Source organism: Luteibacter sp. 3190 (genome assembly GCF_031456385.1).
GTDB lineage: Bacteria > Pseudomonadota > Gammaproteobacteria > Xanthomonadales > Rhodanobacteraceae > Luteibacter.
Genome location: NZ_JAVDUO010000002.1, coordinates 611,381 through 635,254 on the forward strand (window position 1 = coordinate 611,381; position 23,874 = coordinate 635,254).

The following is a 23,874-nucleotide window of genomic DNA, read 5'->3' on the forward strand; positions in this document are numbered from 1 at the left end:
GGCGGGTGCCGGCCCGGCGCCCCATGCCCACGGCTTCCAGGGAGGAACCGCCATGTACCCCATCATTCTTGCCGCCGCGACCTTCGCCGGCATCCCGCCCAGCGTCTCGCCCGCGGCCATCGAAGGCTTCGACAGCCTCACCGCGCAGACCATCGCCGTCGGCGAACAGATCACGCTGCCGGACTTCCGCATCGAAACGCCGCTGGGCGGCAAGCCGGCCGCCATCGTCGCCGTCGCTGATGGCGACGACATCGCGTCGGGCATGGCGATCGGCATGCCCGAAGACGCACCGGTCGCCGCCGTCGCCATCTATTTCCACTACCCGCAAACGTGGAAGCGCGTCGATCTTGGCATCGTCCTTCCTGGTTCCGCATCGTCGTCCGCCGAAACCGTCGTCATGGCGTATGGACGGGGCAACGAGCACGCGTGGACGGTCGGCCTGCGGCACGGTGCCAACGACATGCGCCAGCGCATCGGACTGAGCACCCCCGACGGCGCGCCGATCGAGAAAATGGTGATCCTCCTCCGCGATGGCGCCCAGATCGACAACATCGAGATGCGCTAGGCGCTCGCCCCACGCCTACAACTTAAGGCCTATTGCGTGGCACGGCATGCGTTGGTTTGCTGTGGCGGCGCCGACGGACATGGCGCCCATCACCACGGAGGGATGACCAGTGAGGACGCCACTACCGGTGACGCGTGTGCCAGCGAAGGTGCCGCCGATCCTGCCGCGCCAGCGGCGCGCGACGACGCGGGACATGCAGCGACGGAGCCGCGGCTGGGAACATCCGGAAATCCGCGAACTGCTGCACGGTCGCCGTGATCTCGGCCCCGAACCGGTCGAGCAGCTGTTCGGCGACGACCAGCTCGGCATCATCCCCGCGCGGACCATCCATCCGCTCGAACACCTCGTCATCGCGACGGGCGAGCGTGACGCCATCATCGAGCAGACCGACGAGGGCAACGTGCTCACGGGTTGCTACCGCAGCGAAAACGACTGCCGGCTGATCTTCCGGCATGCGTACGCCACGATCCGCTGCACGGTGCGAACGCTCTGCGATGCGACCGACGTGCATCTCGCGTTCCTCAACTGCCTGCTGCAGGAAATGCAGACCTTCAACATCCAGCGCCCGCGCTCGAGCCGCAACGACGCGTCGGGAAGCCTGTGCACCACGTTCGAATTCCAAGCGGAGCCGCTCTACGAATTGCAGGGCATCGCCTGGCGGGGCGGCATGCTGCAGATATCGAAGATCTCGTTGATCCCGTGACCTGACGCCAACGCCGCTTCTGCGTTGGAATCGGACGCGATTCGCGCAACACCTCCCGGGAATGGCAGACCGCGCTGATATCATGCGCGCGGCCATTGAGGCCGAACTACCATTCCAGGGAGGAATGACCCCATGCGACATCCCCGCCCCCTCGCGATCCTGCCGTGCGCAGCGCTCGCACTCTTTCCCCTTCACAGCCTCGCGGCAGCCGCGACCCAGACTTTCGACGACGCCCGGCCGGGCCATGTCCTTCCGGGCGACGTGGTCAACGTCACCGGCATCACGCTGTCCACTCGCGACGGCACCACGGGCGCCATCAAAGCGGTGCCGAACCCCGACGAATACGCCTCCGGACTCGCGGTCGGCGCGGCAGACGATGGCTCGTCGGTCTCGTTGAACCTGCACTTCGCGCGACCGCAGCCGATGGTTTCCTTCACCCTGGTGCTGCCGCCTGGCGCACCGACGGACGTCGCACTGGCGAGCGTCCTGGAGCGGGATGCGACGCGACGGGACGTCGTCGGTGTGGAGCATCGCGCGACCGAGCAGCGCGTGCGCATGCGCCTGCATGGCAACGGCCACGGCACGGTCGACGACATTCTGCTGAACCTCAGGGACGGCGCCTATGTCGACAACGTGTCGATACAGACGGCGGACGAGGGCGACGCGTGCGCCATCGTCGATCCCGCGCAGCTGCCTCTCGGTTCCATGGCTGGCCGTGGCGACATCGGCGACACGATCATCGCACCGAGCAGCCATCTGCTCGTCGGCATCGAACCGACCACCGGTTTCCAGATGCTGACCGGCGACCAGGCCGACGGCAACGACGCGCACTTCGTCTTCAGGTGCCGACGCGACACTGTCGAGGTCACGCTCGCGGCGCCCGCCGAAAGCGACGCCACACTGACGTTCCTGCAGACGAAGAACAGCGTCATGGAGCCCGTTCACACGACGCAGGTGAAGAAGGGCGACACCCGCGCCTGCTTCCGCGTCACGGGCCCCGAACTTCAGGGTCTGCGTTGGACGGGCGGCAATCTCAAGTTCGGCAGGATCGAACTGCGATCGCAGCCGACGGGCATCTGCGAGACCCGCTAAGCGGGCAGGCGGTGTGGAGCGTTGCGCTCCACACCGCACCGGCGGATCACTTCAGGCCGCGATCCTTGAGCATCGGCTCGATGCTCGGATCCTTGCCGCGGAAGTCGCGATAGAGCTTGCCGAGGTCTTCCGTGTTGCCGCGCGAGAGGATCTTGTCGCGGAAGATCTGACCGTTCTCGCGCGTCAGGCCGCCGTGTTCCTTGAACCACTGGAAGGCGTCCGAGTCGAGCATCTGCGTCCACAGGTACGCGTAGTAGCCAGCGGCGTAGCCGTTACCCCAGATGTGCTGGAAATAGCTCGAACGGTAACGGGGTGGCACCTGCGCGAGCGTGAAGCCGGCATCCTTGAGCGCGGTGGCCTCGAACGCGTCGACATCCTGCTTCGCACCGCCCGCGGGGAGCATGTGCCAGCGCATGTCGAGCAACGCGGCCGAGATGAGCTCGCTCATCGCGTAGCCCTGATTGAACGTACCGGCCTTCTTGATCTTCGCCACCAGCTCCGCAGGCATCGCCGCGCCCGTCTGGTAGTGCTTGGCGTAGTTGGCGAACACCTTCGGGTCGGACGCCCACTGCTCGTTGAACTGCGACGGGAACTCGACGAAGTCGCGCGCCGTGTTCGCGCCCGACAGCGAGGGGTACTGGCTGTTCGCGAACATGCCGTGCAGCGCATGGCCGAACTCGTGGAACATGGTGGTCACGTCGTCGAACGAGAGCAGTGCCGGCTGTCCGGACGCGGGCTTCGTGAAGTTCGTGACGTTGTAGACCACGGGCTTGTTGCCGAGCAGCTTCGACTGGTCGACGAGGTTGCTCATCCATGCGCCGCCGTTCTTGTTGTCGCGCTTGAAGAAGTCGGCGTAGAACAGCGCCATCGAGCTGCCGTCCTTGTCGAAGACCTCGAAGACGCGCACGTCGGGCTGCCAGACCGGGATGTCCTTGCGCTCCTTGAACGTGATGCCGTACAGCTGGTTGGCCGCGTAGAACACGCCGTTCTGCAGCACGTTGTCGAGCTCGAAGTACGGACGCACCTGCGCCTCGTCGAGATCGTACTTCGCCTTGCGGACCTTTTCGGCGTAGTGGTCCCAGTCCCACGCCTGTACTTCGAAGCCGCCCTTCTCCTGGTCGATCACCTTCTGGATATCGGCCGACTCGGCTTTCGCGCGCGCGACGGCGGCGGGCACGAGGCGCTCCATGAACTTCTCGGCCGCCTCCGGCGTCTTCGCCATCTGGTCGTCGAGTTTCCAGGCCGCGTAGTTCGCGAAGCCGAGCAACTTGGCGCGGTCGGCACGCAGCTGGGCGATGCGCGACACGAGTTCGCGGGTGTCGTTGGCGTCGCCATGCTCCGCGCGCTCCCACGACGCCTTGAACAGCTTCTCGCGCGTGGCGCGGTCGTTCATCGACTGCAGCGACGGCTGCTGCGTGGTGTTCTGCAGCGGGATGACGAACTTGCCGTCGAGGCTGCGCTCCTTGGCCGCCGCGCTCGCGGCCTCGATATCGCTCTCCGGGAGGCCATCGAGCGCCTTGCGATCGTCCACGACGAGCGCGCCGGCCTTGGTCGCGGCGAGCAGCTGCTGCGTGAACTTCGTGCTGAGCGTCGACTCCTCCTTGTTGAGGTCCTTCAGCTTCGCCTTGTCGGCCTCCGAGAGCCTGGCGCCGGCATGGACGAAGTTGTCGTAGGTCACCTGCAGGAGGCGAGCCGATTCCGGATCGAGGTTGAGGGAATCGCGCTTGTCGTGGATCGCCTCGACGCGCTTGAAGAGCTTGTCGTTGAGGTAAATCGCATCGCTGTGGGCGGCGAGCTGCGGCGAAACCGCCTCCTCGACCTTCTGCAGCGTGTCGTTCGTATACGCCCCGGAGAGGGTGTCGAACGCGGCGCGTGCGCGCCTGAGCAGGGCGCCCGACTTCTCCATCGCCACGATCGTGTTCTCGAACGTCGGCTCTTCGGACGAATTGGCGATGGCGTCGATCTCCGCCATCTCCTGCTTCATCCCCTCTTCGATCGCCGGCTGGTAGTCGCCGTCGGTGATCTTGTCGAACGGCGGCGCCTGGAAGGGCAGCGTGCTCGCCGTCAGCAACGGGTTCTCGTGCGCGACCGGTGCGGACGCGGCCGTCGCGGCGGCGGCAGGCGCGGTGCCGGCGGCGGCCGGGGCGGTCTTCTCGGCGTCGTTCGAGGACGAGCAGGCGGCGGTGAGGGCGATCGAAGTGGCGATCACGAGCGTGCGGACCTTCGGCATGGAGGGGGCGTTCCCTGGGTGAAAGGCCCCGACTCTAGCGTTTTATTTGGTGTCGCGCAGTTCCCAGCTGCTGCCGATGAGCAGGTTGAGGCGATGCTTCACGATCCGCATCGGCAGGCTGGTCGTCAGCTGCACGTCGTTCCGGTCGTTCGACAGCTCACCCTTCGCGGCGGCGCCGGGATCCGTGACGCCGAGGCTCGGATCGACCTCGTCGGGGTCGGGCTGTTTGGCGCGCCAGCGCTGGAACAGGCCGTCGCTTCGCATCGCCTCGGCGATGTCCGACGCGAGCTTTTCGGGACCGATGCCTTCGAACGAGAGGTCCGGGTCCGGGCCCTTGGCCTTCGCCATGTCTTTTACGGAAAGGAAGTAGGTCGTCATGGTTTCCTAGTTATTCGCGCGGGCGTGAAGGGGCCGTCAGGCCAGCGCCTCGATGTTCAGCAGACGCGCGGCGTCGGCCGGAGCGAGCCCATGCGGCAGGACGCCGAGGCATGGCGCGGGCAGGCATTCGCGGAGCGTCGCGATGTTCTCATCGGCCAGCGACATGTCGCGATCGACGCGGTTGGCGATCCAGCCGACGAGCCGACAGCCGTCCGCCTCGATCGCGCGGGCGGTGAGTCGCGCATGGCTGATGCAGCCGAGGCGGATGCCGACGACCAGGACCACGGGCAGGTCCCAGCGCCGGGGCAGGTCCTCCGCGGACATCCCCTCCGCCAGCGGCACCAGCCATCCACCCACCCCCTCGACGACGACGCGGTCGTAGTCCCGCCCGAGCCGGCGGAAGGCGTCGTCGAGCGGCGGCCAGCCGATCGCCACGCCCTCGCGGAGCGCGGCGAGGTGCGGGGCGACGGCTTCCTCCAGCGCGATGGGATTCACCAGCGCGTAGGCAGGAACGGGCGAACTGGCGGCCTGCAGGGCGAGCGCGTCCTCGTTGCGCAGCCCGCCCGGGGTACGCGCGGAGCCGCTGGCGACGGGCTTCATGCCCGCGACGCGCGCGCCGGACCGGCGCAGGGCGTGGATCAGCGCCTGCGCGCCGTGGGTCTTGCCGATGCCGGTATCGGTACCGGCGACGAAGAGGTGTCGCGACATCGGGGAGCGGCCTTGCGGGAACGGGGACGTGGCACCATACACGGCCCATCCCCATCGAAACACCGGAACCGTCATGTACGAAGCCAGGGCCATCGCCACCGACGACAAGGCCGCCCTCTACGCGGACCTCGTCCAGCAGGCCGAGGGCCTGATGCACGGCGAGACGAACGCGATCGCCAACGCGGCGAATTTCGCCGCGCTCGTCTACGACGTCGTGCCGGATCTCAATTGGGCGGGCTTCTACCTGTTCGACGGCACCGAGCTCGTCGTCGGCCCCTTCCAGGGCAAGCCGGCCTGCATCCGCATCGCCATCGGCCGCGGCGTGTGCGGTACGGCGGCACAGACGCGGCAGACGCAGCTCGTGCGCGACGTCCACGAATTCGCCGGACACATCGCCTGCGACGCCGCCTCGAACTCGGAGATCGTGGTGCCGCTGGTCAAGGCCGACGGCACGCTGTACGGCGTGTGGGATGTCGACAGCCCGTCGGTCGCGCGCTTCGACGACGAGGACCGCAAGGGCATGGAGGCGCTCTGCGCCGTGTTCATGCGCACGCTGGAAGCCTGACGACGCGCGCGCGCCATCGCCGATACGATCGGCTCCCACCCCTCCGGTAGCCACCTACCGAAGGGTGGGAGCCGATCGTATCGGCGATTCACGCCGCCTCAGAGCTCGTGCGGGCGCGGCGTCTGCAGCAGCTCGACGATGCGAGCCCTCGCCTCCTCCACACCGGTCTTCGAGGGCGAGGAAAAGATCTGCGCGGTGCCGGGCACGCCGTTCTTGCGGAAATCCTTACGCAGGGCCTCCAGCGCCGCCGAGGCCTGCCCACGCGAGACCTTGTCGGCCTTGGTCATCAGCACGTGGCAGGGGAGCTCGGTGGCCGCGCAGAACTCCAGCATCGTGCGGTCGAAGTCCTTCAGCTCATGGCGGATGTCCACGATGAGCACGATGCCGCGCAGGCTGCGGCGCATCTTCAGGTACGCGTCGATCTCGCCGCGCCAGTGCTTGCGCATGGCCTCGGGCACTTTCGCGTAACCGTATCCCGGGAGGTCGACCAGGCGCGTGTCGATGGGCGCCGCGCCCTCGATCTTCAGCGGCGGCAGGTCGAACACCACCATCAGCTGGGTGCGCCCCGGCGTCTTCGACGTGCGCGCGAGCCCGTTGTGCCCCGTCAGCGCATTGAGCGCGCTCGACTTGCCCGCGTTGGAACGGCCGGCGAAGGCCACCTCGGCGCCCTGGTCGTACGGGAGCTGTGTGATTTCGTTCGCGGCCAGCACGAAGCGGGCACCGTTCAGGGGATTCGAAGACATGGGAAAGGCCGTCGGCGCAGCGGAAACGTAAGGCCCGGCAGTGTATGCGATTCGGCCGCCCGCCCGGGCACCGGCACGGTTTGACCGGGCTCTCCAACGCCCCCCATAATCGATTGGATGCGGCGCGGCAGGGAGCGCGCCCGGTCTTGGAAGGTTCCCCTTTTGGAGAGACTCATGAAGTTTCGGCACGCCGTCGCTGCCATCACCGCGTTGCTCGTCATGCATGCAGCCGCGGCCCAGACCGCCGCTCCCGCCAAACCGGCCACCGCGCCGGCGCCGGCCGCCACCGCCGCGAAACCGGGCGCGAATCCCGCGACCGATCCCGCCACACCGGGCATGCCGACGGCCGATGCCGCCACGACGCCCGCACCGGGTGGCGCCACCGCCGCGCTGAAGCCGGGCGACGCCACGGCCGGCCAGGGCAAGGCCGCGGCTTGCGGCGCCTGCCACGGGCCGGATGGCAATTCGACCGACGCCCAGTATCCGCGCCTCGCCGGCCAGAGCGAGCAGTACATCGCCGCGCAGCTCGCCGATTTCAAATCGGGCAAGCGCAGCAATCCGATCATGGCGGGGTTCGCCGCCCCGCTGTCCGAACAGGACATGCACGACATCGGCGCGTATTTCGCGAGCAAGACGTCGCTGCCGGGCGTCGCCGACCAGGCGCTGGTCAAGCAGGGCGAGAGCCTCTACCGCATGGGCGACGCGGCACGCGGCGTGCCCGCGTGCATGGCCTGCCACGGGCCCGATGGACGCGGCAACCCGGGCGCGCATTACCCGCAGGTCGCGAGCCAGCATGCCGCGTACGTCGAGGCGCGGCTGAAGGCGTTCCACGACGCCGACGAAGCGGCGGCGGGTCCCCACGCGAAGATCATGATCACGATCGCGCAGAAGCTCAGCGACAAGGACATGGCGGCCGTCGCCAGCTTCATCGAGGGGCTGCACACGAACGAGCCGGGCTCGTCCGCCGCACCCGCGACGCCCTGATGGCGTTAAAGTGTGAAGATCGAACGGGCCCTCGGGCCCGTTCTCGTTTCAGAAGGTAAGAAAAGGACCCCCCATGCGTATGCGCCTTCCCCTCCTCTGCGCGGCCCTGATCGGCCTCGCGGCCTGCGGTTCCGGCAACGGCGACACCGCCGCGCCAGCGGCCGGCTCCACCCCCGCGCCGGCCCAGACCGCGGCCGCGGCGCCCGCCGCCCCCGCGACGACGCCGGCACCCGCCACGACCGCCGCTCCGGCGGCGACGGGCACGGCCGCGGCCGCGCCGACGCCCGCGGCATCCACCGACGCCGACGACGCGAAGCGCCCGGACCCGAAGCCGTTCGTCGACGATGGCAAGTGGGTGGAGGGGAAGAACTACTTCCGCATCGACCCGGCGCAGCCGACCAGCACCCCGGGCAAGATCGAAGTCACCGAGGTGTTCTCGTACGGCTGCCCCGCCTGCTTCCAGTACCACGGCGTGGTGGACGAGCTGGCGAAGAGCCTGCCGAAGGGCACGGTGATGACCTATACGCCGGCCTCGTTCCGCCCGGACGAGAACTGGCCCCTGCTCCAGCGCGCCTACCTCACCGCGCAGGCGCTGGGCGTCGACAAGCAGACGCACGACGCGATGTTCGACGCCGTGTTCAAGAGCGGCGAGCTCGGCATCATGGACCAGAAGACGGGCAAGCCGAAGGCGCCGTCGGGCTGGCCGACGATCGACGACGTGGCGAAGTTCTACGCGAAGTCCGGCATCAAGGCGGAAGACTTCGTGGCCACGGCCAACTCGTTCACCATCAACACCAAGATGAAGCGGGCCGATGAACTGATCCGTGCGTACGAGGTCGATAGCACGCCGACGATCGTCGTGAACGGCAAGTACCGTCTCACGCCGGGCAGCGCCGGTGGTTATCCGCAGTCCGTCGAGCTGGTCCAGTGGCTCGTCAGCAAGGAAGCCGCGGGCAAGTGACCGCGCTTCGACCCCTACAGGAGATCCCGATGTTCAAGCGTCTTTCCATCCTCTTCGTCGGCCTCGCGCTGACCGCCGCGTGCAGCGCCCGCCCCGCCGAAGACGCCGCCGCCAAGCCGGCGTACACCGAAGGCACGGAATACGTCGCCACGACCACGCCGGGCCGCCTCGATCCGAAGGACGGCAAGGTCGAGGTCGTGGAAGTGTTCTCGTATGGCTGCGTGCATTGCGCGCACTACGAGGAGTACGCCGAGAAGCTGCAGAAGGAATTGCCGAAGGGCGTGGTGTTCCATGCCGTGCCGGCCGCGTTCAACGACGCCTGGCTGCCGTACGCGCAGGCGTACTACGCCGCGCAGGCACTGAAGGTGCCTCCGGCGGCGCACGCGGCGCTGTTCAAGGCCATCCACATGGACCACTACCCGCTGCGCACGATCGAGGAGCTGGCTGGCTGGTACAAGCAGAACTACGGCGTGGACACGCAGAAATTCATCCAGCTCGCGACCCAGGACGACGGCATCCGCAAGCGCATCCTCGCCGACGGAAAACTCATCCAGGGCTGGGGCATCGACGGCACGCCCACGATCGTCGTCGACGGCAAGTACCGCAGCAACTCGATCAAGAGCTTCGACGAACTCAACGGCGTCGCGAAGTACCTGGTCGACAAGGAACTGAAGGGCGGCAAGTAAGCCCTCGCCCACCGATGCCCTCCGTTCACACGGCGGAGGGCATCCTCTGGCCCTCAAGGCCAGTCGAGAACGATGCGACACCCATGACCCGCGCCTCGCCGAAACTCCAGCCCGCCTCGCCGCAGTGCACGTTGCGGCTGCTGAGCTGCAACATCCTCGCCGGTGCGAGCGTGCAGCGTTACAGCGACTACGTCACGCGGAGCGTCAACGCGGTGCTGCCCGGCCGGGCCAAACTCGCCAACCTCGATTCGCTCGCCGAGCTGCTTCACGAGTTCGACGTGGTCGGCCTGCAGGAGGCCGACGCGGGAAGCCTGCGCTCCGGCTTCCTCAACCAGACCCGCTACATCGCCGAAGCCGCCGGCATGCCGTACTGGAGCCATCAGCCGAACCGGCCGATGGCACGCGTGGCGCATTCGGCCAACGGCCTGCTCAGCCGTCTGGAACCCTCGGAAGTCATCGATTACCCGCTGCCGGGCCGGATCAAGGGCCGCGGTGCCCTTTTCGTGCGCTTCGGCCAGGGCGACGACGCGCTGGTGGTGGTCATCGCCCACCTGTCGCTCGGCGCGGCGGCCCGGATGGGACAGCTCGCCTTCATCGCCGAACTGCTCGCGCCGTATCCGCACGCCGTGCTGATGGGCGACCTCAACACCGAGCCGACCAGCGCGGAGATGCGCCACCTCTTCGCGAAGACGGCACTCCAGCCGCCCGCGACGCCGACGCCCACGTTCCCGAGCTGGAAACCGCGGCGCGCGCTCGACCATATCCTCACGTCCACCGACATCGCACTCGAGCGGACGTGGACATTGCCCCGCGCGTTCTCCGATCATCTGCCCATCGCCGCCGAAATCCGCCTGCCCATCGCTCTCGCGCAGGCCGCGGGCGCGGCCACATCGGACTGAACCCACGCATGCCTTCCCGTCTTCGCGCCGCCCTGCCCTGGGTCGTCATCGTCATCGCGGCGATCGTCGCCACGTGGGTACGTTACGGTTTCATCGAGCCGCCGCACATCGCTTACGCATGCGAAGCCGGCCACGGCCCCTGGTGGTGCGGCACGCGCAACCTGATCGTCCTGGGCTTCCTGAGCTACGGTTACGGCTATGCCGCCGCCGTCGCCGCGTTGGTGTCGCTTTTCCTGCGCAGCACGGTGGCCGCGGTCGTCGCCACATCGCTGGGCGTCGTCGCCCTGCAGCTGTATTGCTACGAAGCCGGCGCGTTCGCGCTGCTGATCGGCGCGCTTCGGCTGGTGCGCGTGCAGGTCGACCGCGCACGTCCCGCGGTCGCCTGACGCATCGATCGCCGATACGGTCGGCTCCCAGACTCCGCCGGGTTGCTACGGCGCCCGGGCGGCCGCCCGGCGCCACTCGACCAGCACCGGCACGGCGAGCAGCAGGTTGAGCAGCAGCCAGCCCCACGACACGGCGTTGATGCCCCGCTCCTGCACCACGACAGCGGCACCGAGGATCACGAGCCAGACCGCGAGCAGGCGTTCTTCGACCAGCGGCTTCGCGATCGCATCGCGCGTGCGCAGCAGCGCCAGCACGAAGAAGCCCACGCAGGGCAGCGCGAACAGACCGACGGGGAAGTCGCGGTAGCGACCGTTGAACACCATCAGGATGCCGTACAGCGTCAGCACGAACATCCAGAAGAAGCGCTGCGGCGTGAACGTGTCCGCCCACTGGATGCCCCAGCGACGACGCTCGGCGGGACGCGGCGCGACGGCCGCCGGGCTCACCGGCGCGGCGAGGCGTGCGGCGATGGCCCGTGCCAGCAGGAAGGCGGTGACGCCACCGGCCACGCCGATGACGGCGCCGACGATCCATTCGGTCGTGTCGCGGCAGGCGAACAGGAGCAGGCGCGCATGCGCCGCGAGCGCCGTGCCCGAAGCGAAGCCGGCGAGCGCGAGCGCGCTCCAGCCCGCCGCACCCCGCCAACGCCGGCGCACCGCGCCGCCGACGATGAAAACCAGCGCGCCGAGACCACCCGCGGCGATGGCCCACGTCCAGCGCGGCTCCTCCACCACGGGTCCCACCATCGCGAACTTCGGCTCGGCATGGACGTCGAAGATGCCCCAGAAGCCGCCGACCGTGCCTTCGAGATCGCGCTTCCACGGCTGGTCGAACGCCTCGATGACGTTGTACGGCATGTCGACGGTCGCGGCGTAGTTGAGGAACTCGCGCACGTAGCGCGCCTCGTTGACGAGGCTGGCGCTCGCCTCGCGCCGCGTGCGCCCCTGACTCGGCCAGCCCGTCTCGCCGATCATGACCTGGCGTCCGGCGAATTCCGCCTTCATGCGCTGGTAGACGTCCGCCACGTGGCGCACGGCCTTCTCCGGCGCGACGGGTTCGTCCTCCCAGTAGGGCAGGATGTGGATCGTCACGTAGTCGACCGCTTTGGCCAGACCAGGATGTTTCTGCCAGAACTCCCAGACGTCGGCATAGGTCACCGGGACGTCGGTGGCCGCGTTGACGCGCTCGATGTACGCCGCCAGCGCCTTCTCGGAAAGCTCGCCGCGCAGCAGCACCTCGTTGCCCACGACGATGCCGCGCAGGCTCGCGTGGTCGCGCTTCGCCGCCTCGAGGCCGAGCTTGATCTCGCGCTCGTTGGCGATCGTGTCGCGCCCGAGCCAGATGCCCATCAGCACCTTCATGCCGTAGCGACCGGCGATGTCGGGCACCGCGCCCAGGCCCTGTCCCATCGAATACGTGCGGACGCAATCGAATCGCGTCGACAGCGCCTTCAGGTCGGCATCGATGCGTTCGGGTGAGATGAAGGCATTCGGATCGAAGGGGGTTTCGCCGTCGAGGCGATAGGGCGCATAGGAGACGCAGGCGATCTTCGCCGTGGGCGAATCCGGCAGATCGACGGGGCGACCCAGCAGCCACCAGTACGCCACGCCGAACACGGCGGCGATGACGAGGACGATCCATGCGAGCGGTCGCGCAAGCCGCGCGAGGGAGGATGGGGGCGACATGCCGTTCCGAGTCGTGTCCAGGGGTGAACGGTACAAGCTTAGCGGGCCGCGTCGATAAGGGCGATGTTCGCCATCGCGTCCGTTCATCCGGCCTGCGCGCACGGTTACCTTACAATCCGGTCGGTATGCACTCGTGAAGGAACCCGATGATGACGAACGCCCCGGCCGCGCGCCGTGCCGCCCGCCCCTTGCGCATCCTGGCCCGCCTCGCGCTCGTCGCCATGGGCGTCGGCACGGTCGTCGCCGCGCAGGCCGAAGGGTCGGCCGCAGAGCGGCTCCGCTTCCGCCAAGCCTATGCCAGCGCGCAGCAGGGTGGCGATGCATGGCGCGCGCAGGCGGCCGGACTCGAGAACTACGTGCTGTTCCCCTATCTGGAGGCGGCGGCGCTGAGCCACGACCTGCGCACGCTCGACCGTGCGCGCGTCGACGCCTATCTGTCGCGCTATCCGGGGATGATTCCCGCCGCCGACCTCCGCCGCGACTTCCTGGGTGAACTGGCGCGACGCAAGGACTGGGCGACCTTCACCGCGATGTACCAGCCCGGCCTCGGCGACGGCCTGAGTTGTTTCGCATTGCAGGCGCGCCTGTCGCGCGGCGAGCCCCTGGTCTTCGAGCGCGACCTCGCCGACCTGTGGAAGAAGGCGAGCCTGCCGAACGCCTGCGATCCCGTCATCGCGGCGGCGCACGACCAGGGCTTGCTGACGCCGGAGCGCCTCTGGTCCCGGATCCAGATCGCGGCCGACGCGGGCAAGGGCGGCACCGTCGCGTCGCTCGCGCCGTGGCTGCCGCCCGAGGACGCGATCGCAGCCCAACGCATCGCCCAGGCGCTCAACGATCCCGCCACCGCGCTGTCCGGCGCGGCGAACTGGCCGGACACGCCACGCCATCGACAGGCGGTCACCCTCGCGCTGCAGCGCATGGCGCGCAAGCAGTCGGCCGCGGCCGATACCGCCTGGACGACGCTGCGCCCGCGTTTCACCCTGAGCGAGCAGCAGACCGGCGCGATCGAGAATGCGCTCGCGCTGTTCCACGCCACCGACTTCGACGCCTCCGCGCTCGACCGGCTGGCCGCGCTGCCCGCCGGCGCGCAGACCGATGCCACGCGCGAATGGCGCGTCCGCGTCGCGCTCGCACGCCAGGACTGGCCCGCGGCGCTGAGCGCGCTCGACGCGCTCGGCGCGTCGCAGAAGGACGATGGCGAGTGGCGTTATTTCCGTGCGTTCGTGCTGGCGAAGCTCGGCCGCCAGGGCGAAGCGAAGGCGATCTACCAGTCCGTCGCGCAGGAGGCGACCTATTTCGGGTTCCTCGCCGCCGATCGCGTGGATGCCGCGTACGCGATCTGCCCCGCCCGCATGGCGACGGACGAAACCCGCGAGGCCGCCCTGCTCGGCGATCCCGGGCTGGATCGGGCCTTCGAACTCTATGCCGTGGGGCTGCAGAAGCTGGCACGGCGCGAATGGACCGCCGCGCTGGCCGGTCGCGACGCCGACACGCAGCGCCTGGCCGCCGATCTCGCCTTCCGCAAGGGCTGGTACGACCGCGCGGTCTTCGGGCTCTCGTCGGGCGACGCGCTGCGGCTGTACGAGCAGCGCTTCCCGCTCGCGCGGCAGGACGGCGTCGTGGAGCAGTCGAGCCAGGCGGGCATCGAAGCGCCGTGGGCCTACGCGATCATTCGCGCGGAAAGCGCATGGATGAGCGACGCGCGCTCCGGCGCGGACGCGCGCGGCCTCATGCAGCTGCTGCCGTCGACGGCCGCGCTCGTCGCACAACGCAACGGCCTGTCGTGGGCCGGAGGCGAAAGCCTCTACGAGCCCACCACCAACATCGTGCTCGGCACGCGCTACCTCGCGCAGATGGCCGCCCGCTTCAACGGTGCGCCGTGGCTGGCCAGCGCGGCGTACAACGCGGGCCCGAACAAGGTCGACCAGTGGGTCGCGGCGCGCGGGAACCTCGAGCCCGACCTCTTCGTGGTCAGCATTCCCTATAAGGAGACGCGCGAGTACGTGGCGCGCGTGATGGCCTTCGCCGTGATCTACGACTGGCGCCTCAATGGCAACGCCCTGCCGATCGCCACGCGCATGACCCCATTCGGCAGCACGTACACGCTGCCGACCAGCGGCGCGGTGCGGAAGCCGGTGAGCTGCCCCGCACCGGCGGTCGCCACGCCGGCGCCGGCGTCGACGCCCGCCGCCATGGAGCCCGCGCCCGCCAGCGCCACGTCGGCGCCGACCCCACAGGATCCGCAGCAGTGAACCGGTTGGCGGCGGTACGCCAGCGGCCTACGCTGCCCGGGTCGTCGCCTTCCGGGAGCTCGCCATGAAACGCCAGCGCATCGTCATCCTCGGTGGTACCGGGTTCCTGGGCGGCCATGTCGTGCCGCGACTGGCCGCCGACGGGCACGAACTGCTCCTGCTGTCCCGCAACCGGCAAGCCCATCGCCAACGCGCGGTGGGCCGCGGCGTTACCGTGGTCAGCGCCGATGTCTACGACCCGGCCATCCTGCGCCGGCACATCGCCGGCGCGGACGCCGTGATCCAGATGGTGGGCATCCTCAACGAAAGCGGACGCCAGACGTTCGAACGCGTGCACGTCGGCCTGATGCGCCTGGTGGTCGACGCGTGCCGCGACGTGGGCGTGCATCGCCTGCACATGATGAGTTCGCTCAACGCGGGACGCGGGTCGTCCGGGTACCTGCGCTCGCGCGGCGAAGCGGAAGCGCTGGTGAAGGCCTCCACGCTCGACTGGACGATCTACGAACCCAGCACGCTGTTCGGCCCCGGCGATGGCCTCGTCACACGTTTCGACGGCCTCCTGCGCATCGCGCCGGTGGTGCCGCTGCCACGACCGGAAGCGAAGATGGCGCCCGCGTACGCGGGAGACGTCGCCGAGGCCGTGGCGCGCTGCGTCGCCGACGACACCTCGGTGCTGCGCACCTACGAACTCTACGGTCCCGAAGTGTGGACGCTGCTCGACCTCGTCAGGGCCATTCGCGACGCACGCGGACGGCGGCGCCTGGTGCTGCCACTGCCGGACGCCCTCGGCCGGCTGCAGGCGCAGCTCGCGCAGTTCGCGCCGGGCAAGCCGTTCACGCCCGACAATTTCCGCTCGTTGCTCACGGATTCGGTCGGCCAGACCGACGGTTTCGCGCAGCTCGGCATCCACCCGCAACGCCTGAGCGCATGGCTGCCCCGCCTGATCGGGCCGTCCGCGCGCCAGCGTCGCCTCGACGAGGCGCGCGGTCGCCACCGTCGCTGAACGGACCCATGGACATCTACCTCGTCGGCGGCGCCGTCCGCGACAAACTGCTCGGACGCACCGTCGTCGATCGCGACTGGGTCGTGGTCGGGGCCACGCCGGACGAGATGCTCGCCGCGGGCTACCGCGCCGTCGGCAAGGATTTTCCAGTGTTCCTCCACGGCGACACGAAGGAGGAATACGCGCTGGCGCGTACGGAGCGTAAGACCGGCCGCGGTTATCACGGCTTCGCGTTCCATGCCGATCCGTCCGTCACGGTCGAACAGGACCTCGAGCGGCGCGACCTCACCATCAATGCGATCGCGGAGCGCGACGACGGCACGCTGGTCGATCCCTTCGGGGGCGTGGGCGACATCAAGGCTCGTGTCCTGCGGCACGTCTCCGATGCCTTCGCCGAAGATCCGGTACGCCTGCTTCGCGTGGCGCGCTTCGCCGCGCGCTACGCGCCCTTGGGTTTCCGCGTGGCCGAGGAAACGATGGCGCTGATGCGGCGCATGGTGGAAGACGGCGAGGTCGACCATCTCGTGCCCGAACGCGTCTGGGCGGAAACCCGCAAGGCCCTCGCGGAACCGATGCCGTCGGCGTTCCTGCGCGTGCTTCGCGAAAGCGGCGCGCTGCGCGTGCTGTTCCCGGAAGTCGACGCGCTCTACGGCGTGCCGCAACGGCCGGAATACCATCCCGAGGTCGACACCGGCGTGCACGTGGAGATGGTGCTCGACGCCGCGGCGAGGCTCGCCCCGGGCGACGCGCTGGTCGGCTGGTGCGCGCTCACGCACGATCTCGGCAAGGCGCTGACGCCGGCGGATGTCCTGCCACGCCACATCATGCACGAGCAGCGCGGCATCGAGCCGGTTCGCGCGATGTCGGCGCGGCTGAAGGTGCCGGTCGAGTACGCGTTCATGGCGGAGATGGTGTGCAGACACCACCTAAACGCGCACATGGCGCTGGAGCTGAAGCCGACGACGATCCTGCGCCTGCTGGAAGCGCTTGGCGCGCTACGCCGTCCGCAGCGCCTCGAGACGTTCCTGCTCGCGTGCGAGGCCGACAAGCGAGGCCGCCTCGGCAGCGAAGATGCCGCGTATCCGCAGGCGGATTACCTGCGCGCGTGCCGCGACGCGGCCGCCGCGGTCACGTCGCAGCCATTCGTGGAGAAAGGTCTGCAGGGCCCCGCGATCGGCGAGGCGATGAAGAAGGCGCAGGCGCAGGCCATCGCCGCCGTCGTGAAGTCGGCCTAGAGCCGCGATCCCTGGTCCGCCGCCATCACGCCCTCCGGCAGCGCCGCGGCGTCGATACCCTTGGCGAACAGCATCACCTGGAAGCGCTCGCCCATCTGGTCGGGCAGCGTGAGCTTCTTCACCTCCTGCGACAGGCGATACCGCGCCGCCTCGTCGGTGAGCGCGAGGTAATCGTCCTCGAAGAGTTCCTGCAACCCGCTGGCGATGAGGAACTGCGCCTGCGGCATGTACGCGGCGACACCGAAGCCGGCGCTGTTGCCGGCCTCCGCGAGCGCGGTGAAATCGACCGAGGCCGTGAGGTCCTGCAGGCCCGGAAGATGGAACGCGTCGCCATGCGCGCGATGGCGATAGAACGCGCGCAATGTGCCGTCGTCGCGTTCGGGCAGGTAGAACTCGCCGCGGGTGTATCCGTAGTCGGCGAAAAGCATCGCGCCGCTGCGCAGGCTGCCGGCGACCGCCTGGATCCAGTACGGAAGCTGCGGAAGGATCTCGCTGCGGTAGCCGGTCGCGAAATCGCGACCGAGGTCGCGTTCGACGTGACGCACGGCGCCACCCACGAGCGCGTCGGCGGGGCGGTCGCTGCGCACGAAGCGGCGGTCGCCGTCGAGCACGACGTGCTCCTCGTAGACCTCGCCGTCGCGCATCGCGAAGCGGGTCGTCGGCAGCGCGTCGATCACCTCGTTCGCGAAGAGCACGCCGTCCCAGTCCTCTTCCGGCGGGCCATCGAGCCAGACCGCGCGCGCGAAGAGCGCCGCGGGAAGATTGGCATGCAGGCGCTCGCGCTGGCGCTCGCGCAGATCGGCGCTCGGCTCGAGGATCATGAAACGGCGAGGCACCTGGCCGGCGGCGTCCAGCGCCAGCAGGGCGGCCTCCGCGAACGCACCGCTGCCGCCGCCGATCTCCATGAAATCGGCCTCGGGCCCCAGCGACGCCAGGACCGGCACGAACGCGCGGACGACGCACCGAGCGAACAGGCTGCCGAGCTCGGGCGCGGTGATGAAATCGCCCTCTTCGCCGAACTTCGCCTTGCCCGCGCTGTAGTAGCCCAGGCCCGGCGTGTACAGGCAGCGCTCCATGAACCGCGAGAACGGCATGGGCCCGTGCGAGGCGATCTCCTCACGCAGGAGATCGGCAAGGTGATCGGAGTGCGCGCGCTCGTCGGCGCCGGGTTCGGGCAGTCTGGAAGTCATGCGTCGGGCAGTTCGTGAAGCGAACCGACAGGATAGCGGATGGGGACGCCCCGGACACCTCAGAAATCCTGCTGGATCGACAGGAAGACGCCGCGGCGCGGACCGAATTGCGGCGCGCCGACGCCGATGCCCGAACCGTCGCGGATCTCGTACGTGCGATCCAGTGCGTTCACCAGCGCCAGCTGCGCATGGGTCGTGCCCGCCGACGTGAGGTTGAAGTCGTGCGCGACACTGAGGTTCAGCTGGAAGTACGACGGCAGCGTCGCGCCGTTCGGAACGATGCCGTCGCGACGCAGGCCGGAGCCGAACAGGTAATCGGCGCCGATGCGCGTGGTGTCCGCGAAGGCATAGCTGATACCGCCCGACGAGGTGTATTTCTGGTCGTGGTCGAGATGGATGAAGTGGTCGGCGATGTAGGCGAGGTCGTCCGGATCGAAGTTGTACTGGCCCGTGATGATGCGCTTGCCCACGGCGCGGTTGTACGCGAAGTTGAAATACGCGGTGAGCGCGCCGCCGTCGTAGTTCACGGTCAGTTCGTCGCCCTTGACCTTGCCCTGGTCGTAGTTGAACGTCGAATACACCAGCGCCGCGCCGAACTGGCCTTCGTCCTGCAGGCGCGACACGCGCCGGTAGTAGCTGTCGAGGCCGACCGTCCAGGCGTCGCCGAACTTCTGCGAGATGCCGACGTCGTAGTAGCTCGAGCGCTCGGCGAGCGGCGTGTCGTTGCCGTCGCCTGGCAGGGCGTTGGTCGTTCCCGCGAACTTCGCGATCGACGTCGGGCTGATCGACTCCGAGGCGGGCGGCGTGAAGTAACGCGAATACCCCGCGTGGATCGTCGTGCTGTCGGTCGGCTGGTAGACGAGGCCCACGCGCGGGCTGAGCTGGCTCTCGGGGCGGAACGCGTCGTAGCGGTCGGCTCGCACGCCGTAGTTCACCGTCCACTTTTCGCCGATGCTCCATTCGTCCTGCAGGTACAGGGCGTAGGTCCGGGCGATGACGCGGCTGGCGTCCACGATGTTCAGCGGTGTCGTGGAGGTCTGGTTACCGGCGGCGTCCGCGGGAAACACGAGCGCGTCGTTCGTGGACGTGGCGCGCTCGAACGACGCGTACATGCCGTAGCGCAGCGTGTGGTCGTCGCCCAGCGGCGTGGAGAAGTCGGCCTGAAGGGTGCTCGCGCGGTTGGCGCGACGCACGTCGGACGCGACGCCGTTGAACATGAGGTCGCCGATGTCGTCGGGCGTGAAATCGAGGCCGCTGTAACGCTGGCCGGCGGAGACCTGGTAAGCCGTCGTGCCGAGCTTGCCCTGCAGGCTGAGCACGCCGAACCGCGTCGTCTCGCGCTGGCGCTCGTCGAGCCGCGCCGAGTCGAAGTTGGTCACGTCGAGGTAACCGAACTGCGGCGTCTGACCCGGGTTGTTCGGAATCTCGAAACGGTTGTTGGTGGCGCCGAAGAGAAAGCTCAGGCGCGTGTCGTTGTCGATCAGGTACGACACGTCGCCGAAGGCCTTCACCTGGTTCGTGTGGTCGTGGACCGGCTTCCGGCTGGAGGTGGGATTCTCGATACCGACATCGTTCTCGAGATAGTTCGCGGTAAGGAACCAGCTCCACCGGCCGCTGCGCCCGAACAGCGAGGCGTTCGGATTCACGGTGCCGAACTGGCCGCCCGTGATGCCGACGCTGCCGCCGACACTATCCTTCGCCGCCGTGCGCGTCGTGATGTCGACCACCGCGGCGGTGCGGTCGCCGTACTGGGCGGGCAACGCACCGGTGAGCAGCTTCACGCTCTGGATGGTGCGGGCGTCGAGCGTCTGCCCGAAGCCGCCGATGCTTTCGGGGATGATCACGCCGTCCACCCGGTACTGCAGGTTGGCGTGGTCGCCACGGACATGCAGCTGCCCGTACGAATCCTGCACGACGCCCGGCGCCTGCAGCAGCACCTGGTTCAGCGGCGTCGAGTCGCCTAGCGGCAGGGCCTGGATGGTCTGCCGATCGATCACGTACTGACTGCTGCCGGTATCGGGCGAGAGGCTGTTTCGGGCCTCGTCGAGGCGGGCAGACACGTCCACCTCGCCGAGCGTGGTGGCTTTCTGAGGTGCCGCGTCGTCCGCGAAGGCGGGGGCGACGGACAGGGCGAGGGCGATGCTGAAAGCGAGGCGTGCAGGCGTCATGGGGGGCGTGTCCGGGGAACGTTATATTGTTTCAACACAGTGTGTACCCCGGACCTTTCCGGTCACTTTCCTCGGAAGCCGGCCACCGTCGTGGGAGCGGACCTGGGCGCGACATCTTTTGAGGCCGTGCCCCGACGCTGGCGCGCCACCTTGGAAACCGGGGCGAAGAGCCGTCGCGGCCAGGTCCGCTCCAACAGCCTCGGAGCCCGCACCTGTGGGACATCTTTGAGGCCGTGACCCCGCGCTGGCGCGCCACCTTGGGGACCGGGGCGAAGAGCCGTCGCGGCCAGGTCCGCTCCAACAGCCTCGGAGCCCGCACCTGTGGGAGCGCACCTGGGCGCGACATCTTTTGAGGCCGCGCCCCGAAGCTGGCGCGCCACCTTGGGGATCGGGGCGAAGAGCCGTCGCGGCCAGGTCCGCTCCAACGGCCTAGGAGCCCGCACCTGTGGGACATCTTTGAGGCCGTGACCCCGACGCTGGCGCGCCACCTTGGGGACCGGGGCGAAGAGCCGTCGCGGCCAGGTCCGCTCCCACAACGGCCGGAGGCCCTGTCTGTGGGACCTGCTGGCGCGCCACCTTGGGGACCGCGGCGAAATGCTGTCGCGGCCGGGTCCGCTCCTGCAGACACGGTTCGTTTACGCCGCCGACGCGACGATGCGCCATCGCATACGTGGAGACGACGATGGCGAGCCGTGAGCCTTCATCGACATCGAAAGAAATCGTGCCCGCCTCGGGCGCCGACCGCGGTGACAGCCCCGTCGCCCGGGCCATCCTCGAATTCGTCAGCCGCATCCCCGACAGCGAAGTGCCCCGCGCCAGCAAGGGCACGGCGGAAGAGGAGTGCCGCCGGCTGGCGAGCGCGGCCGCGAACAAGGCCGCCCTTACCGCCGGCTCGCTGGCGTTGCCGCCCGGGCCGCTCGGCTGGTTGACCGTGCTGCCCGAGCTGGTCGCGATCTGGCGCATCCAGGGCCAGCTGGTCAGCGACATCGCGGCCGCCTACGGCAAGACGGCGAAGCTTGGCCGCGAGCAGATGCTCTGGTGCCTGTTCCGCCATACCGCCGCGCAGGCGTTTCGCGATGTCGCGATTCGCGTCGGCGATCGACTCGTGTTCCGCACCGCCGCCACGAGCGTGCTCCAGCGCGTGGCGAGTCGCATCGGCGTCAGCGTCTCGAAACGCGCCGTCGGCAAGGGCATCTCCCGCTGGCTGCCGATCGTCGGTGCGCTGGGTGTCGGCGCATACGCGTACTACGACACCGGCCAGGTCGCGAAAACGGCCATCGATCTGTTCAGCGGGGAGGTGCACATCGACGACGAGCCGCCGGGCGGCAAGGCGACGAAGCGCAAGGTGGCGACCGTGGATCATCGGGACGAGAGCATCACCGATCTTGCCGGCGCAGAGGATACGAAGGAAACCGGTGGAGCACGCGCCGCGCGCGACTCGGCACCCCCGACGAAGACGCGCGTGCGCTCGCGCTCGAAGGGCTCGGTCGACGGAGCGGCCGCCAAGCCCGCCTCGCAGCGGACAACGAAGGCTCCTGCCGTAAAGGCGGTAAAGAAGGCTGCCGTGCGCAAGCGCGCGACGACGAAGAAGGTCGCGGCGGCGAACACGGCGAAAGCTCCGAAGAAGACCGCGTCCCGTTCGAAGTCGGCGACCCGCTAGAAACCGCCGCGAAGGCGCTGTCTGGCGCGAGCACCCATCGCGCCCAGGTGCGCTCCAACGGGACCTTCCGCGACAGCGCGCTTCCCACGGCCAGGCGATTGCGGCACGCTACCCGCGCCACGGAAAGCGAGGGAAGTCACGATGAGCAAACCACCGGTCGTTCTCGTCACCGGCGCCGCGCGCCGTGTCGGTGCGGTCATCGTGCGTCGCCTGCATGAAGCAGGCTGCGACGTCGCCATCCACTATCACCGCTCGGCCGACGAGGCGCGCGCGCTCGCGGACGAGCTCGACGGCATTCGCGCGGGCAGCGCCGCGACGTTCGCCGGCGCCCTGGGCGAGGCGGACGTCCCTGCCCGGCTGGTCGCCGACGTGACGGCGCGATTCGGCCGTCTCGATGGCCTCGTCAACAACGCATCGTCGTTCTATCCCACGCCCATCGGCAGCGCGACGCCGGCGCAGTGGGACGATCTCTTCGCCGCCAACGCGCGCGCGCCGTTCTTCCTTTCGCAGGCAGCTGCCCCGGCGCTACGCGCCAGCGGCGGAAGCATCGTCAACATCGTCGACATCTACGCCGAACGCCCCCTCGCGCAACACCCCATCTACTCGATGGCGAAAGCCGCGCTGGGAATGCTCACGCTCTCGCTGGCGAAGGATCTCGCGCCCGAGGTCCGCGTGAACGCCGTCGCACCCGGAGCGATCCTATGGCCGGCGTCCGGTAAACCCGAAGAAGCCGCCGAAGCGCTCATCGCGAAAACGCCGCTGGCTCGCAAGGGCGAGCCAGCGGATGTCGCGGAAGCCGTGCGCTGGCTGCTGCTCGACGCGCACTACACGACGGGTCAGGTCGTCCGCGTCGACGGCGGACGCGCCCTGAACATCTGATCAGTTCTTCGGGCGGAACGCCGATTCGATCAGCGCGACGTCGAAGCCCCGGCCCGGATCGCCTTCTTCCGTGTAGCGATAGAGCGCGGCGGAATACACGCCGTGCATCGCCGTCTGGAACAGGCTGAGTGCGACGAGGCCGATCACGGCGGCGACGCCCACGGCGATCATCAGTGCGAACGACTGCGTGCTCGCGGCGAGGAAGAACAGGATCGCGCTGACGAAGATCAGGCAGAAGGTGAGGATGCCGCCGGCGAGGCCGATGCCCGCGTTGCCGATGAGGTTCTCACCCCACGTACGCTTGAGCAGCGAGGCGCTGCGCTTCACCGCGTCGACCGGGCCGATGTCCTGCGCCGCGAGCACCGGAACCACGAGGAAGGTCGCGACCGTCCAGCCGAAGCCCAGCATGCCGACGACGATGCGGCCGATGAGGCCGAAACGCTCCTGCAACGCGCGCAGGATCATGCCGACCGTCGCGGCGATCAGCGCGTAGCCAATGATGTTCGGCAGCTTGCTCGTGGCGGCGCGCATGCCGTCCCCCAGCGTGGGGTTGCCGCCGCCGAGACGGATCAGCGCCGCCGCGGCGAGGGCGACGTTGAAGAAGATCACGACGCCGTACTGCACGACGTAGAACGCGAAGCTGACAAGCAGGAACAACGTGGAAGGACTCTGCCGCTGCCCCTCGAATCCCGCCTGGCCGTGCGAGGCCAGCGAGAAGATCGGCCATGCGAAGCTCGCGATGACGATGAGCGACGCCACGCCCGCGAGCAGCGGGAAGAGCATGAGCTCCTTGTCCTGGCGAAGGATGTTGGCGCTGGCTTTCATGAGCGCCCAACTGCGTGTGAACTTGCCCATTCCCCTGCTCCCCTGGCGGTCCGATGTGGACCGCGTTGTAGCATCT

22 protein-coding genes are annotated in these 23,874 nt (G+C 68.8%); 14 read left to right on the forward strand and 8 right to left on the reverse strand.

Annotated elements, in window-relative coordinates; genetic code table 11:
* The first annotated feature begins 52 nt into the window (after nucleotides 1–52).
* The 3 genes from J2X58_RS12645 to J2X58_RS12655 all read left to right on the forward strand — a co-directional run bounded on the left by J2X58_RS12645 (nucleotide 53) and on the right by J2X58_RS12655 (nucleotide 2,360).
* A complete protein-coding gene (locus tag J2X58_RS12645) occupies nucleotides 53–565 on the forward strand; it encodes a hypothetical protein (protein ID WP_310048584.1) in 513 nt (170 codons plus the stop codon).
* A gap of 127 nt (nucleotides 566–692) precedes the next feature.
* Nucleotides 693–1,268, forward strand: coding sequence for a hypothetical protein (locus tag J2X58_RS12650; protein ID WP_310048585.1), 576 nt, complete (start codon nucleotides 693–695; stop codon nucleotides 1,266–1,268).
* A gap of 132 nt (nucleotides 1,269–1,400) precedes the next feature.
* The gene (locus tag J2X58_RS12655; protein ID WP_310048586.1) at nucleotides 1,401–2,360 is read left to right on the forward strand and encodes a hypothetical protein; all 960 of its coding nucleotides are present in this window, start codon (nucleotides 1,401–1,403) and stop codon (nucleotides 2,358–2,360) included.
* 46 nt (nucleotides 2,361–2,406) lie between these two features.
* Here the strand turns inward: J2X58_RS12655 and dcp are convergent, their stop codons facing one another.
* From dcp to bioD, 3 genes are read right to left on the reverse strand one after another with little or no spacing between them, the layout of a single operon-like run.
* Entirely contained in the window at nucleotides 2,407–4,590 is a 2,184-nt protein-coding gene (gene dcp, locus J2X58_RS12660; protein WP_310048587.1) for a peptidyl-dipeptidase Dcp, read from the reverse strand.
* 42 nt (nucleotides 4,591–4,632) lie between these two features.
* Nucleotides 4,633–4,968: a hypothetical protein gene (locus tag J2X58_RS12665; protein ID WP_310048588.1), complete on the reverse strand. Its 336-nt coding sequence runs from the start codon at nucleotides 4,966–4,968 to the stop codon at nucleotides 4,633–4,635.
* A 36-nt stretch (nucleotides 4,969–5,004) separates the two neighbouring features.
* A complete protein-coding gene (gene bioD / locus J2X58_RS12670; protein ID WP_310048589.1) occupies nucleotides 5,005–5,676 on the reverse strand; it encodes a dethiobiotin synthase in 672 nt (223 codons plus the stop codon).
* Between the two features lie 73 nt (nucleotides 5,677–5,749).
* On the opposite strand from bioD, the gene J2X58_RS12675 reads away from it, so the two are divergent.
* Nucleotides 5,750–6,241: a GAF domain-containing protein gene (locus tag J2X58_RS12675; protein WP_090056104.1), complete on the forward strand. Its 492-nt coding sequence runs from the start codon at nucleotides 5,750–5,752 to the stop codon at nucleotides 6,239–6,241.
* A 98-nt stretch (nucleotides 6,242–6,339) separates the two neighbouring features.
* On the opposite strand, the gene yihA is transcribed toward J2X58_RS12675, so the two are convergent.
* Nucleotides 6,340–6,984, reverse strand: a complete 645-nt coding sequence (gene yihA, locus J2X58_RS12680; RefSeq protein ID WP_310048590.1) for a ribosome biogenesis GTP-binding protein YihA/YsxC — start codon at nucleotides 6,982–6,984, stop codon at nucleotides 6,340–6,342.
* Between the two features lie 174 nt (nucleotides 6,985–7,158).
* Between yihA and J2X58_RS12685 the strand changes: the two genes are divergently transcribed.
* The 5 genes from J2X58_RS12685 (at nucleotide 7,159) to J2X58_RS12705 (ending at nucleotide 10,900) form a co-directional block, all read left to right on the forward strand.
* Nucleotides 7,159–7,968: a c-type cytochrome gene (locus J2X58_RS12685; protein ID WP_310048591.1), complete on the forward strand. Its 810-nt coding sequence runs from the start codon at nucleotides 7,159–7,161 to the stop codon at nucleotides 7,966–7,968.
* Nucleotides 7,969–8,047: 79 nt separating this feature from the next.
* Nucleotides 8,048–8,929, forward strand: a complete 882-nt coding sequence (locus J2X58_RS12690) for a thiol:disulfide interchange protein DsbA/DsbL (RefSeq protein WP_310048592.1) — start codon at nucleotides 8,048–8,050, stop codon at nucleotides 8,927–8,929.
* Nucleotides 8,930–8,958: 29 nt separating this feature from the next.
* Nucleotides 8,959–9,615 carry a thiol:disulfide interchange protein DsbA/DsbL gene (locus tag J2X58_RS12695; RefSeq protein WP_310048593.1) on the forward strand — a complete coding sequence of 219 codons (657 nt, stop codon included), beginning with the start codon at nucleotides 8,959–8,961 and terminating at the stop codon, nucleotides 9,613–9,615.
* Nucleotides 9,616–9,698: 83 nt separating this feature from the next.
* On the forward strand, nucleotides 9,699–10,514 hold the full coding sequence (locus J2X58_RS12700; RefSeq protein ID WP_090056092.1) for an endonuclease/exonuclease/phosphatase family protein: 816 nt from the start codon (nucleotides 9,699–9,701) through the stop codon (nucleotides 10,512–10,514).
* An 8-nt stretch (nucleotides 10,515–10,522) separates the two neighbouring features.
* A complete protein-coding gene (locus J2X58_RS12705; RefSeq protein WP_310048594.1) occupies nucleotides 10,523–10,900 on the forward strand; it encodes a hypothetical protein in 378 nt (125 codons plus the stop codon).
* A 45-nt stretch (nucleotides 10,901–10,945) separates the two neighbouring features.
* On the opposite strand, the gene J2X58_RS12710 is transcribed toward J2X58_RS12705, so the two are convergent.
* Nucleotides 10,946–12,586: a glycoside hydrolase family 17 gene (locus tag J2X58_RS12710; RefSeq protein WP_310048595.1), complete on the reverse strand. Its 1,641-nt coding sequence runs from the start codon at nucleotides 12,584–12,586 to the stop codon at nucleotides 10,946–10,948.
* A gap of 149 nt (nucleotides 12,587–12,735) precedes the next feature.
* Between J2X58_RS12710 and J2X58_RS12715 the strand changes: the two genes are divergently transcribed.
* From J2X58_RS12715 to J2X58_RS12725, 3 genes are all read left to right on the forward strand, one after another.
* Entirely contained in the window at nucleotides 12,736–14,838 is a 2,103-nt protein-coding gene (locus J2X58_RS12715) for a transglycosylase SLT domain-containing protein (protein WP_310048596.1), read from the forward strand.
* A 64-nt stretch (nucleotides 14,839–14,902) separates the two neighbouring features.
* Nucleotides 14,903–15,841, forward strand: coding sequence for a complex I NDUFA9 subunit family protein (locus tag J2X58_RS12720; RefSeq protein WP_310048598.1), 939 nt, complete (start codon nucleotides 14,903–14,905; stop codon nucleotides 15,839–15,841).
* An 8-nt stretch (nucleotides 15,842–15,849) separates the two neighbouring features.
* On the forward strand, nucleotides 15,850–17,076 hold the full coding sequence (locus tag J2X58_RS12725) for a multifunctional CCA addition/repair protein (protein WP_310048599.1): 1,227 nt from the start codon (nucleotides 15,850–15,852) through the stop codon (nucleotides 17,074–17,076).
* Here J2X58_RS12725 and J2X58_RS12730 read toward each other — a convergent pair.
* A complete protein-coding gene (locus J2X58_RS12730) occupies nucleotides 17,073–18,266 on the reverse strand; it encodes an SAM-dependent methyltransferase (protein ID WP_310048601.1) in 1,194 nt (397 codons plus the stop codon). The genes J2X58_RS12725 and J2X58_RS12730 overlap by 4 nt on opposite strands.
* A 59-nt stretch (nucleotides 18,267–18,325) precedes the next feature.
* Entirely contained in the window at nucleotides 18,326–20,434 is a 2,109-nt protein-coding gene (locus J2X58_RS12735; protein ID WP_310048603.1) for a TonB-dependent receptor, read from the reverse strand.
* Nucleotides 20,435–21,155: 721 nt separating this feature from the next.
* On the opposite strand from J2X58_RS12735, the gene J2X58_RS12740 reads away from it, so the two are divergent.
* Nucleotides 21,156–22,094, forward strand: coding sequence for a hypothetical protein (locus J2X58_RS12740; protein WP_310048604.1), 939 nt, complete (start codon nucleotides 21,156–21,158; stop codon nucleotides 22,092–22,094).
* A 141-nt stretch (nucleotides 22,095–22,235) separates the two neighbouring features.
* A complete protein-coding gene (locus J2X58_RS12745) occupies nucleotides 22,236–22,973 on the forward strand; it encodes a pteridine reductase (RefSeq protein ID WP_310048606.1) in 738 nt (245 codons plus the stop codon).
* Here J2X58_RS12745 and J2X58_RS12750 read toward each other — a convergent pair whose 3' ends face one another.
* Entirely contained in the window at nucleotides 22,974–23,828 is an 855-nt protein-coding gene (locus J2X58_RS12750) for a DUF6159 family protein (RefSeq protein ID WP_310048607.1), read from the reverse strand.
* Nucleotides 23,829–23,874: the final 46 nt, after the last annotated feature.

Excerpts from the sequence above, each read along its gene's own strand:
- J2X58_RS12645 (WP_310048584.1), top strand. The coding sequence starts at position 53 with ATGTACCCCATCATTCTTGCCGCCGCGACCTTCGCCGGCATCCCGCCC.
- J2X58_RS12655 (WP_310048586.1), top strand. The coding sequence starts at position 1,401 with ATGCGACATCCCCGCCCCCTCGCGATCCTGCCGTGCGCAGCGCTCGCA.
- dcp (WP_310048587.1), bottom strand. The coding sequence starts at position 4,590 with ATGCCGAAGGTCCGCACGCTCGTGATCGCCACTTCGATCGCCCTCACC.
- J2X58_RS12665 (WP_310048588.1), bottom strand. The coding sequence starts at position 4,968 with ATGACGACCTACTTCCTTTCCGTAAAAGACATGGCGAAGGCCAAGGGC.
- bioD (WP_310048589.1), bottom strand. The coding sequence starts at position 5,676 with ATGTCGCGACACCTCTTCGTCGCCGGTACCGATACCGGCATCGGCAAG.
- J2X58_RS12675 (WP_090056104.1), top strand. The coding sequence starts at position 5,750 with ATGTACGAAGCCAGGGCCATCGCCACCGACGACAAGGCCGCCCTCTAC.
- yihA (WP_310048590.1), bottom strand. The coding sequence starts at position 6,984 with ATGTCTTCGAATCCCCTGAACGGTGCCCGCTTCGTGCTGGCCGCGAAC.
- J2X58_RS12685 (WP_310048591.1), top strand. The coding sequence starts at position 7,159 with ATGAAGTTTCGGCACGCCGTCGCTGCCATCACCGCGTTGCTCGTCATG.
- J2X58_RS12690 (WP_310048592.1), top strand. The coding sequence starts at position 8,048 with ATGCGCCTTCCCCTCCTCTGCGCGGCCCTGATCGGCCTCGCGGCCTGC.
- J2X58_RS12695 (WP_310048593.1), top strand. The coding sequence starts at position 8,959 with ATGTTCAAGCGTCTTTCCATCCTCTTCGTCGGCCTCGCGCTGACCGCC.
- J2X58_RS12700 (WP_090056092.1), top strand. The coding sequence starts at position 9,699 with ATGACCCGCGCCTCGCCGAAACTCCAGCCCGCCTCGCCGCAGTGCACG.
- J2X58_RS12705 (WP_310048594.1), top strand. The coding sequence starts at position 10,523 with ATGCCTTCCCGTCTTCGCGCCGCCCTGCCCTGGGTCGTCATCGTCATC.
- J2X58_RS12710 (WP_310048595.1), bottom strand. The coding sequence starts at position 12,586 with ATGTCGCCCCCATCCTCCCTCGCGCGGCTTGCGCGACCGCTCGCATGG.
- J2X58_RS12715 (WP_310048596.1), top strand. The coding sequence starts at position 12,736 with ATGACGAACGCCCCGGCCGCGCGCCGTGCCGCCCGCCCCTTGCGCATC.
- J2X58_RS12720 (WP_310048598.1), top strand. The coding sequence starts at position 14,903 with ATGAAACGCCAGCGCATCGTCATCCTCGGTGGTACCGGGTTCCTGGGC.
- J2X58_RS12725 (WP_310048599.1), top strand. The coding sequence starts at position 15,850 with ATGGACATCTACCTCGTCGGCGGCGCCGTCCGCGACAAACTGCTCGGA.
- J2X58_RS12730 (WP_310048601.1), bottom strand. The coding sequence starts at position 18,266 with ATGACTTCCAGACTGCCCGAACCCGGCGCCGACGAGCGCGCGCACTCC.
- J2X58_RS12735 (WP_310048603.1), bottom strand. The coding sequence starts at position 20,434 with ATGACGCCTGCACGCCTCGCTTTCAGCATCGCCCTCGCCCTGTCCGTC.
- J2X58_RS12745 (WP_310048606.1), top strand. The coding sequence starts at position 22,236 with ATGAGCAAACCACCGGTCGTTCTCGTCACCGGCGCCGCGCGCCGTGTC.
- J2X58_RS12750 (WP_310048607.1), bottom strand. The coding sequence starts at position 23,828 with ATGGGCAAGTTCACACGCAGTTGGGCGCTCATGAAAGCCAGCGCCAAC.